The following is a 9516-nucleotide window of genomic DNA, read 5'->3' as shown; positions in this document are numbered from 1 at the left end:
TTCTGGGCGATGAGATCGTGACGATGTTGAACGCGATGACGCAGGGCAACGACGGGTCGTTGTCGACGATCCATGCCAATTCCAGCATGGAGGTGTTCAACCGGATCGCGACGTATGCGTTGCAGGCGGAGGAGCGGCTGCCGATCGAGGCGACGCACATGCTGATCGCCGGGGCCATCGACTTCGTCGTGTTCATCGAGAAACGCAACGACTACGGCAGGGGCGGGCGGCTGCGCCGGTACGTCGCCAGTATCCGGGAGGTGACCGGCGTCGACGGCCGCGTCCTGTCGTCCGAGGTGTTCGCCCCCGGGCCGGAGGGCGCCGCCGTCCCCCACGCGCCCGTCTCGTGCGCGGCGGAGCTGGCCCACTACGGCTACGACCCGAGCTACGGAGCGTGGGCGTGAACGGCGTCGCGTTGGTGGGGCTGGCCCTGGTCGGCGGCGCGGCCGCCGGGGGAGGGCTGTTCCTGCTCGGGGCGTTCGCCCGCGGCGTCGAGCCGCGGCCCGCCGCCCCCGGCCGCACGGAGGAGCGCAGGCAGCGGCTGCGGCGGCTGTCGGCCCGGCTCGGCCTGGCCGCGGTGGTGGCGGCCGTCGTGCTGGCCGTCACCCGCTGGCCGGTCATCGCGATCGGCTCCGGGCTGCTGGTGGTCGGATGGCACGGCCTGACCGGCGGCGCCGCGGAGGAGCGCAGGGCCATGCACAACCTGGAGGCCCTCGCCGCCTGGACCGAGTCGCTGCGCGACACGATCGCCGGGGCTGCGGGCCTGGAGCAGGCCATCCCCGCGTCCGTACGGGCGGCGGCGCCGGTCCTCCAGCCCCACCTGCGGGCGCTGGTCGACCGGCTGCACACGCGCATGGCGATGCCGGACGCGCTGCAGCGCTTCGCCGACGACATCGCCGACCCCTCGGCCGACCTGGTGATCGCGGCGCTCATCCTCAACGCGAAGCTGCGCGGCCCGGGCCTGCGGGAGGTGCTCGGGGCGCTCGCGGGCTCCGCCCGGGAGGAGCTCGACGTGCGCCGCAAGGTCGAAGCCGAGCGCAGGTCCACCCGGCGCAGCGTCCAGATCGTCGTGGGCGCCTCGCTCGGCTTCGCCGCCATCCTGATCGTCTTCAACCCGTCGTACGTCGCCGAGTACCAGGGCCTGCTCGGTCAGCTCGTGCTGATGGTCGTGGCGGTGCTGTTCGGCGCCGGCTTCGCCTGGATGCGCCGCCTGGCCCGGTTCGACAAGCCCGAGCGGCTGCTCGCCCGGACCGCCGTACCGGCCGCGGCCGTGCCCGACTCGTTCGGCGCCCACGCCCAGCAGGAGGTCCCCGCGCGATGACGAGCGTCTCGACGGCCCTGTTCGCGGGCGCGCTGATGGGCCTCGGCCTGTTCGCGCTGGTCCGCGCGCTGTTCCCGGCCCGTCCGGGCATCGCCGCCCGGCTGTCGGCCATGGACGCCGTACGGCAGGGCAACGGCGTGTCGCGGGTGAGCCTGGTGACGACGGACGAGCACGTGAGCCCGCTGCGGCAGCGGCTCGGCGAGTCGGCCCAGAGGTTCTACGCCGCCCGCGGCTGGGAGCTGCGGTCGACCCGGGCCGACCTCGCGCTGCTGGCGCGGTCGTTCGAGGGCTTCCTCGCGACCAAGTGCCTGCTGGGCGCCTGCGGCCTGCTCGCCGCGCCCATCCTCGCCGCGTGGATGTCGCTGATGGGGTGGAGCGTCAGCCTCACCGTGCCGCTGTGGTCGGCGCTGCTGGTCGCGGGGGTGTTCTTCATGCTCCCGGACCTGCAGGTGAAGCGCGACGCGGCCGCGAGGCGGCGGGACTTCCGGCACGCGGTCGGGGCGTTCCTCGACCTCGTCGCGATGAACCTCGCGGGCGGGCGCGGCGTCCCGGAGGCGCTCATGATGGCGTCCTCGCTCGGCGAGGGCTGGGCGATGGTGCGGATCAGGGACGCCCTGGCGAACGCCCGCATCGTCGGCATCACGCCGTGGCAGGCCCTCGGCCAGCTCGGCGAGGAGGTCAACCTCGACGAGCTGCGCGACCTGTCGTCGGCCCTCGGCCTGGTCGCCGAGGACGGCGCCAAGGTGCGGCAGTCGCTGGCGGCCCGGGCGGAGACGATGCGCCGCCGGGAGCTCGCCGAGGTCGAGGGCCAGGCAGGCGAGCGTTCGCAGTCGATGCTCGTCGCGCAGTTGCTGCTGTGCGCCGGCTTCCTGGTGTTCCTGAGCTTTCCCGCCGCCATGAAAATGCTGGGTTCATGAAAAGGGGATCACGCCGATGAATCCGTCCGAATATCCCGCCGTCGTCTACCTCCGCGCGCTGCTGGCCGACCGGGTGCGGCGCGCCCGCACGGCGCCGTCGCGGGGCGCCTCCGCCGTCGAGTGGGTCATCATCACCGCCATCATCGCCGGGGTCGCGCTCACGCTGGCGACGCTCATCCAGAGCCTCGTGAGCAGCAAGTCGGCCGAGATCTCCAGCAACTTCGGCGGCGGTGGCGGCACCGGGCAGAACTGACGGGGAGCGATCGGTGAGGGTGACGGCGAGCCGGCGCGGGGCGGCCCCTGACAGGGGCGCGTCCACGGTGGAGCTCGCCATCATCATGCCGGTCGTCCTCGTCGTCATGCTGCTGATCGTGCAGCTCGCGCTGGTGTTCCACGCGCGCCAGATCGCCGACGGCGCGGCCCGGGCGGGCGCGCGGGTGGCCCGGGCGGCCGGCGTCGGCGCGAACGCCGGCGACTGGCAGCGGGCGGCCGAGGCGCAGGCGCGGGCGCGGGTCGCGCTGATCGGGAAGAAGGTGCTGGAGAACCCGACCGTGCGCGCCTGGCAGGTGGGCGACCAGCGCGGCGTCACCGTCACCGGCGACGTCGCCGCGGCCGTCCCGCTGCTGCCCGGCATGACCTTCACCATCAACGCCCGCTCCGGCGGTCCCATCGAGTGCTTCCGCCCCGACGACGGCACCGGAGACTGCCAGTGACCGCCCCGCGCCCGAGGGCCGCAACCTCAGGCCCGTGCCCGGTCCCTACGGCGCCCGCCCCGCACGCGAGGGGCCTCAAGGGCGCCCCGAGCCTGCCGCGCCGGGGGCGCGGCCATGAACAGGGGAGGGGCGCGGCCGTGTCTGGACTGAGGAGCGCGCGGGAGCGTAGCGACCAGAGCGCGACGAGGGAAGACGCGGCCAAGAAGGGCGCCCCGAGCCTGCCGCGCCGGGGGCGCGGCCATGAACACGCGAGGGGCGCGGCCGTGTCTGGACTGAGGAGTGAGGAAGCGAGGGACGAGCTTCCGAACGACGAGGGAAGACACGGCCTCAAGGGCGCCCCGAGCCCGCGCGAGCGGAGCGAGCGCCAGGAGCAGGGCTCGATGGCCGTGGAGGCGGTGGTGCTGGCGCCGGTCATCCTGCTGTTTCTGCTGTTCATCGTGGGGGCGGGCCGGATCGTGGAGGCGAAGGGCGAGGTGGACGGTGCGGCGCGGGACGCGGCGCGGGCGGCGTCGGTGCAGCGGGACTTCGGTTCGGCGCAGCAGGCGGCGGCGCGGGCGGCGCGGGCGGGGCTCGACTGCCGGGGCGGCCCGAGTGTGAGTCTCGGCGGCAGCGACTGGGAGCAGGGCGGGAACGTGCGGGTCGAGGTGGGCTGCGACGTCGACCTGGGGTCGGTGAGCGGTTTCGGGTTCGCGCCGACGCTGCACATGAGCAGCACGTCGGTCGTGCCGCTGGAGCGGTTCCGGAGGATCGGATGAGGGCCCGGGGGAGGACGCGCGGGGAGCGCGGTTCGCTGTCGGTGTTCATGGTGGGGTTCGCGTTCCTGGGTCTGGGCCTGGCGGGGATCCTGGTCGATCTGTCGTCGATGATGAACGCCTACCTGCGGGCGGCCGACATCGCGGAGCAGGCGGCGCGGGCGGGGGCGGACACGATCGACGAGGACCATCTGCTGAGCACGGGCGTGGTGCGGATCTCGGACGCGGGGACGGCCTGCGCGGCCGCGCGGGCGATCGTGGCGGCGCACGGGGACGCGGACGTCGTCCTGCTGAGCTGCCGGGTGCCGGACGACCAGCACGTGACGGTGGGGGTCAGGCTGCCCTGGCAGGCGTACTTCCTGGCTGTGTTCGGCGTGCAGGGGGGCACCCGGGACGCGGAGGCGACGGCCGGGCCGGACACGGGACAGGGAGGCTGACCGCATGTCACCGCGGCAGGCCGTGCACATCAGGACGCAGCGCACGGCGTCGGACGTCGCGTTCGGGGTGCTGGCCATCCTGGCGCTCGCGGGGTTGCTGGCGGGCGTGCCGTACGCGCTGGGGCGGTTCCTGGGGTCGCCGATCCCGGACGGCGGGTTCTCGCTGAGCATGCTCACCGAGGAGGTGGGGCTCAGCACCGTTCTCGACATGCTGTCGATCCTCGTCTGGCTGGCGTGGCTGCAGCTGGTGGCGTGCGTCCTGGTCGAGCTGTGGGCGGGGATCCGCAGGGTGGGGGTGCCGGCGCGGGTGCCGTTCGCGCGGGGGCCGCAGGCGCTCGCGCACCGGCTGGTGACGGCGGCGCTGCTGTTGTTCACGGCGACGGCGGTGGTGGCGCCGGTCGTGAGCACGCTGGTCGCCCCGCCGGCGCCGCAGCACACGGTGTCGGACGTGCGCGAGAAGGCGCCCGCGCCGGAGAAGGAGGTGCTCGCGCCGGTCAAGAAGACGAAGAAGGTGTACGTCGTCCAGCCGCCGGAGGGGCGCCACCACGAGAGCCTGTGGGAGATCGCGGAGAAGTGCCTCGGCGAGGGCCGGCGCTACCGGGAGATCTACCACCTCAACGAGCACCGGGAGCAGCCGGACGGCAGCCGCCTGAAGATGGCGGACCTGATCCGCCCGGGCTGGGTGCTCGACATGCCGGACGACGCGGTCAACGTGCATGTCGTGCCGATCGACGAGGACCGGCCGGCCACGCTGCACGACCACCCGGGGAAGCCGTCCGAGCTGGACGGGCGCACCCACTACGACCAGGTGGACGGCGGCCGGGCGACCACTCCGGACGGCGGCCACGCGGAGCAGGCGGGCCGTCCGGCCGACCCGGAGATGACGCAGGACATCCGCGAGCACGTGCGGGATGTGCAGCGCGGGCGCCAGCAGGCGCCGGAGTCGCCGGTGGCGGACATCGCGGCCGCCTGGCCGGACTTCCTGGCGGCGGCCTCGCTCGCCGCGGCCGGGCTGCTGGCGGCTCTCGGCAGCCGCAGGCGGACGCAGCTGTGGAACCGGGCCTTCGGGCGGCGGCTGCCGCATCCCGAGGGCGACGCGGCCCTGGCCGAGATGGCCCTGCTGCTGGGGGCCGACGTGCACGGGTCGCGGCTGCTGGACGTCGGGCTGCGCCACCTCAGCCAGGCGCTCGCGGCGCAGGGCCGGACGCCGCCGACGGTGTTCGCGGCGTTCCTCGCGCGGACCCATCTCGACCTGTGGATCCACCCGGCCGACCGGGACGCCCCGGCGCCCTGGGCGGCGGTCGACGGCGGCCGGATCTGGCGGCTCACGGCGGCGGACGGGCACCGGCTGCCCGATCTGCCCGACGTGCTGGCGCCGTACCCGGGGCTGGTCTCGCTCGGCACGAGCGAGGCGGGGCGCGTGCTGGTGGACCTCGAGGCGGCGCACGGCCTGATCAACCTGCGCGGACGTCCGCACGTGGTGGCCGCGGCGCTGGCCGCCCTGGCGGTGGAGCTCGCGACCAACCGCTGGTCGGACCACATGCGCCTGGTCCTCGTCGGGTTCGGCGCGGAGCTGTCGCTGATCGCGCCTGACCGGATCAGCGTCTTCCCCACGCTGGCCGAGGCCCTGCCGGAGCTGGAGGCGCGCACCGACGACGTGCGCCGGGCGCTGGCGGCGTCCGGCCTCGACTCGGTGCTGACCGGCCGGTGCCGGGGGGTGTACGGCGAGGCGTGGATGCCCGTCTACCTGCTGAGCGCGACGCCGCCGGCCCCCGATGAGGCGGCGCGGCTGGCCGACCTCGCCAGGACCGGGACCCGGCTGTCCTCCGGCTACCTGGTGGCGGGCGACGACGTCCCCGGCTCGTCGTGGGCCTGGGAGCTGTCACCGGACGGCCGGGCCGAGGTGCGGGCGCTCGGGCTGGAGGTGCGCGGCCAGCTCCTTCCGGAGCAGCAGTACGCGCAGGTGATCGAGCTGTTCCGCAGCGCCGGGCGGGACGAGGTGGTCATGGACGACCCGGAGCCGTCCGGGCCGGCGGCGGCGCAGCTCCACCCGAATTTCCGCCCGGCCGTGGAGGTGCGGGTGCTGGGGTCCGTGGAGGTGCTCGCGCCGCGGCCGCTGGAGGAGGAGCGGCTGGCGCTGTGTGCCGAGCTGGTGGCGTACCTGGCCACCCATCCCGGCGGCGTCCACCCGCGGGTGCTGGCCGGGGCGCTGTGGCCGCGCGGCGTCGAGGCGTCGGTGCGCGACGCGGCGATCGAGCGGACGCGGCAGTGGCTGGGCGCCGACAGCGTCGGGCGGTCCAACCTGTACGCGGACGAGGACGGCCGGCTCCACCTCGGCCCCGAGGTGCGGGTCGACTGGCTGGCGTTCCGCGAGCTGATGCGGCTGGCCAGGACGGAGCCGGCGCGGGAGGCCGAGCACCTGACCCGGGCGCTCGACATGGTGCGCGGCCCGCTCCTGAACGGCCGGCCGCCCGGCCGCTACCTGTGGCTGGCGGGCGACGGCCTGGTATACGAGGCCTCGGCCCGGGTGTCGGACGCCGCCCGCCGGCTGTCGCGCCTGCGCCTGGAGTCGGGCGACGCCTGGGGCGCCATGACGGCCGCGCAGGCCGGGCTGCGCCTGTCGGAGGAGGACGAGGGCCTGTGGCGGGAGCTGCTGCGGGCGGCCCACGCGACCGGTGACGGGGCGACCCTGCGGAACTGGGTCACCACCCTGCGCCGCCGGGCCGCCTCCTCCCCGTACCAGGGCCGGCTGGTCCCCGAGACCGAGGCGCTCATCGAGGAGCTCCTGCCCGCCCCCGTCCGGGCCGCCGGATAGGAGCTCCCGCCGTGACCCCCCACCCGCCTCCCGCCCGCGGCGTCCGCCGGCGTCCGCCGGGCCGCGGGACGGCGGCGCCGGTGGCCGCGCTCATGGCGGTGCTGGCGGCGGGGTGCGCCCCCGGGCCGTCCCAGGGCTACCGGCCGCCGCCCGCCGGAGCGACCGTCTCGGCCGTGCCCGCCCCGACGGGCGCGACGGGCGGGAGCACCCCCGGCCCGGCGACCCCGGCGCCCGTACGCACGGGGCGGCCGTCCTTCCCGTTCCCGCGTGATTTCAGGGTCGTCGTGGCGACGTCGGGCGCGCCGGCGAAGGCGGCGGGGGCCGTGCGGACGTTCGGGGAGTTCTGGCGGGCGTGGTGGTACGCCGTGACCACCGCGGGGCGCGACGAGCGCTACCTCCAGTACATCGTCCCCGGCACAGAGGCCTACGGGACCGGCCTGTTCGCCCGGGTCGTGGGCGAATGGAGGGCCGAGGGCGTCCGGCCGGTCGGCGTGGTCCGCGCGCACGACGTGCGGGTGGTCGCGGCGGACGCCGGCGGAGTCACGCTGGCGGGCTGCGGAGACGAGACCCGCGCGGGCACCAAGAACCTCACGACCGGACGGGTGAGCTGGACGTTCGGGCAGCACGACACATCGCGGTACAAGATCCGGATCATGATGGTCCCGGGGCAGGCGGGCGGCTGGCGGATCCGCGCCTACCAGTCCGTCCCCGTCACGAGCCCCGCGGGCAGGGAGTGCCGATGACGATACGAAGGTTCCTCGCGGTGGCGGCCGCCGTCCTCGCGACGCTCGTCGCCGCGGCCCCGGCGCACGCCGACCCCGGCGGCGGGGGAGGCGGCGACGGGAACGGCAGCTACTACGCGTACGTGAAGTCGCTCGTCCACATCAAGGGCTCGGGCTACCGGGGCAAACCCAGCGTGCAGGTCGACTACGACCCGCCGCACTGCTGGTACCAGCCGCAGTACACCTACGACGAGATGTTCGACTGGGTGCAGCGGGTCTACTTCGTGTGGCACCACCAGGGCCCGGAGGACCAGGCCGGCGCGTCCGCCTGGCAGAAGGAGATGCTCGCCAAGATCAGGGAGCACGAGGGCGAGCCCGGCAAGATCTTCTGGTTCCTCACCGACGACGGCACGGACGCCGGCTGGAACTGCTACGTCAGCACCGACCCCTTCTGGATCTACGTCGGCGCGCAGCCGCCGGCCGCCCTGGGCGACAAGATCATCGACCCGATGGACCTCGCCCTCATCGCCCGGGCCAACCTCACGCTGCCCAAACCGCGCTTCCGGCTGAACCCGCCCGCCAGGAACGGCGTGAACCGCAGCTACGTCGGCCTGCCCACGTGGGTGAGCACGCCGCGCGTCGGGCAGCTCGACGTCACCGCGTACGTCGAGGGGACGAACCTGTCGGCCACGATCACGGCGACGCCGGTGCGGGTGGACATCTCGGTCAGCGACCCCGGCGCCCAGGTGCGGGACGGCCGGGCCACCTGCCCGCGCTTCAGCCAGGGCGCCGACCCCGACGCCGGGTGCACCGTGCGGTTCAGCCACGCCTCCATCGGCGGGCCGTACCGGATCACGGTCACGCAGGTCTGGGACATCGCCACGAACGTCGGGGGTGTGAACCTCGCGCCCGATCCGGCGCTCATGTCCACCTCCCAGACCGTCGTCGTCGACGAGATCCAGTCCACGGTCACGAAGTGAGCGCCGCTCCACGCTCCCGGCGCCGGGAGCGTGGAGCGGCCGGGCCGGTCAGCGGCCCAGGTGGGCGCCGCCGTTCACGTGGATCACCTGGCCGGTGATGTGGCCGGCGGCCGGCGAGGCCAGGAAGGCGACCGTGGAGGCGATGTCCTGCGGCGTGCCCGCCCGGCCGTTCCTGGTGGCCTCGACCCGGCGGCGCACGCCCTCGTCGTCGAGCCGTCCCCGGAAGAACTCGGTGTCGACGACCAGGCCGGGCGCGACCAGGTTGGCGGTGGCGCCCCGCTTCCGCCCGATCTCGGCGGCCAGGTCGGCGGTCCACGACTCGAGGGCCGCCTTGGCCGCGCCGTACGACCCGGAGCCCGTGCCGCGCGCGGCGATCGAGCCGAGGTTGACGATCCGGGCACGGTCGCCGAGGCGCGGCAGTAGCGCCGTGGTCACCAGGACGGCGGACAGCAGGTTCGCCTCCAGGTTGGCCCGCCACGCCTCCGCCACCGAGGCGAGGTCGCCGGCCGCCTCTCGATCGAGGTCGGTGTTTCCCCCCGCGTTGTTGACGAGCACGTGCACGGTCTCCGGAAGCAGGGGGAGCGCCCCCTCCACCGCCACCGGGTCGGCCGCGTCGAACGCGACGTACCGCGCGCCCAGCCGCTGGGCCGCGTCCTTGAGCACATGCTCGCGCCGGCCGGTGATCGTCACCCGGTGGCCCGTCTGCGTGAACTCCCGCGCGATCGCGTAGCCGATCCCCGTCGCGCCGCCTGTCACCACTACTTCACGCATGATCTCCACCCTCCTTGCCGGATATCTACGAATACCCGGCCCGGGCGGTCATAGCCGCTCGGCATAACGACTTCACAAGATTGACTGG

10 protein-coding genes and 1 pseudogene are annotated in these 9516 nt (G+C 74.7%); 10 read left to right on the top strand and 1 reads right to left on the bottom strand.

What is annotated here, in order from left to right; genetic code table 11:
• The 10 genes and pseudogenes from Mco01_RS28645 to Mco01_RS28600 form a co-directional block, all read left to right on the top strand.
• Positions 1-404 (top strand): annotated as a pseudogene (locus tag Mco01_RS28645) (CpaF family protein); the annotation flags it as partial.
• Complete coding sequence (locus Mco01_RS28640) at positions 401-1321, top strand: type II secretion system F family protein (protein ID WP_239103976.1); 921 nt, start codon at positions 401-403, stop codon at positions 1319-1321. The pseudogene Mco01_RS28645 and the gene Mco01_RS28640, both read left to right, overlap by 4 nt.
• On the top strand, positions 1318-2238 hold the full coding sequence (locus Mco01_RS28635; RefSeq protein WP_204059960.1) for a type II secretion system F family protein: 921 nt from the start codon (positions 1318-1320) through the stop codon (positions 2236-2238). The genes Mco01_RS28640 and Mco01_RS28635 overlap by 4 nt, the downstream gene beginning before the upstream one ends.
• Positions 2239-2254: 16 nt before the next feature.
• A complete protein-coding gene (locus Mco01_RS28630) occupies positions 2255-2491 on the top strand; it encodes a hypothetical protein (protein ID WP_204059959.1) in 237 nt (78 codons plus the stop codon).
• A gap of 13 nt (positions 2492-2504) precedes the next feature.
• Entirely contained in the window at positions 2505-2951 is a 447-nt protein-coding gene (locus Mco01_RS28625; protein ID WP_204059958.1) for a TadE/TadG family type IV pilus assembly protein, read from the top strand.
• Positions 2952-3214: 263 nt separating this feature from the next.
• Positions 3215-3706, top strand: a complete 492-nt coding sequence (locus Mco01_RS28620) for a TadE family protein (RefSeq protein ID WP_204059957.1) — start codon at positions 3215-3217, stop codon at positions 3704-3706.
• Positions 3703-4140, top strand: a complete 438-nt coding sequence (locus Mco01_RS28615) for a TadE/TadG family type IV pilus assembly protein (RefSeq protein ID WP_204059956.1) — start codon at positions 3703-3705, stop codon at positions 4138-4140. The genes Mco01_RS28620 and Mco01_RS28615 overlap by 4 nt, the downstream gene beginning before the upstream one ends.
• Positions 4141-4144: 4 nt before the next feature.
• A complete protein-coding gene (locus Mco01_RS28610; RefSeq protein ID WP_204059955.1) occupies positions 4145-6955 on the top strand; it encodes a bacterial transcriptional activator domain-containing protein in 2811 nt (936 codons plus the stop codon).
• Positions 6956-6966: 11 nt separating this feature from the next.
• Positions 6967-7698, top strand: coding sequence for a hypothetical protein (locus Mco01_RS28605; protein WP_204059954.1), 732 nt, complete (start codon positions 6967-6969; stop codon positions 7696-7698).
• Complete coding sequence (locus Mco01_RS28600; protein WP_204059953.1) at positions 7695-8657, top strand: hypothetical protein; 963 nt, start codon at positions 7695-7697, stop codon at positions 8655-8657. Before Mco01_RS28605 ends, Mco01_RS28600 begins: the two co-directional genes overlap by 4 nt.
• 48 nt (positions 8658-8705) lie before the next feature.
• On the opposite strand, the gene Mco01_RS28595 is transcribed toward Mco01_RS28600, so the two are convergent.
• Complete coding sequence (locus Mco01_RS28595; RefSeq protein WP_204059952.1) at positions 8706-9428, bottom strand: SDR family NAD(P)-dependent oxidoreductase; 723 nt, start codon at positions 9426-9428, stop codon at positions 8706-8708.
• Between the last annotated feature and the right edge of the window lie 88 nt (positions 9429-9516).

The organism is Microbispora corallina, assembly GCF_016863035.1.
GTDB lineage: Bacteria > Actinomycetota > Actinomycetes > Streptosporangiales > Streptosporangiaceae > Microbispora > Microbispora corallina.
This window is presented reverse-complemented; position numbering and strand designations above follow the sequence as displayed.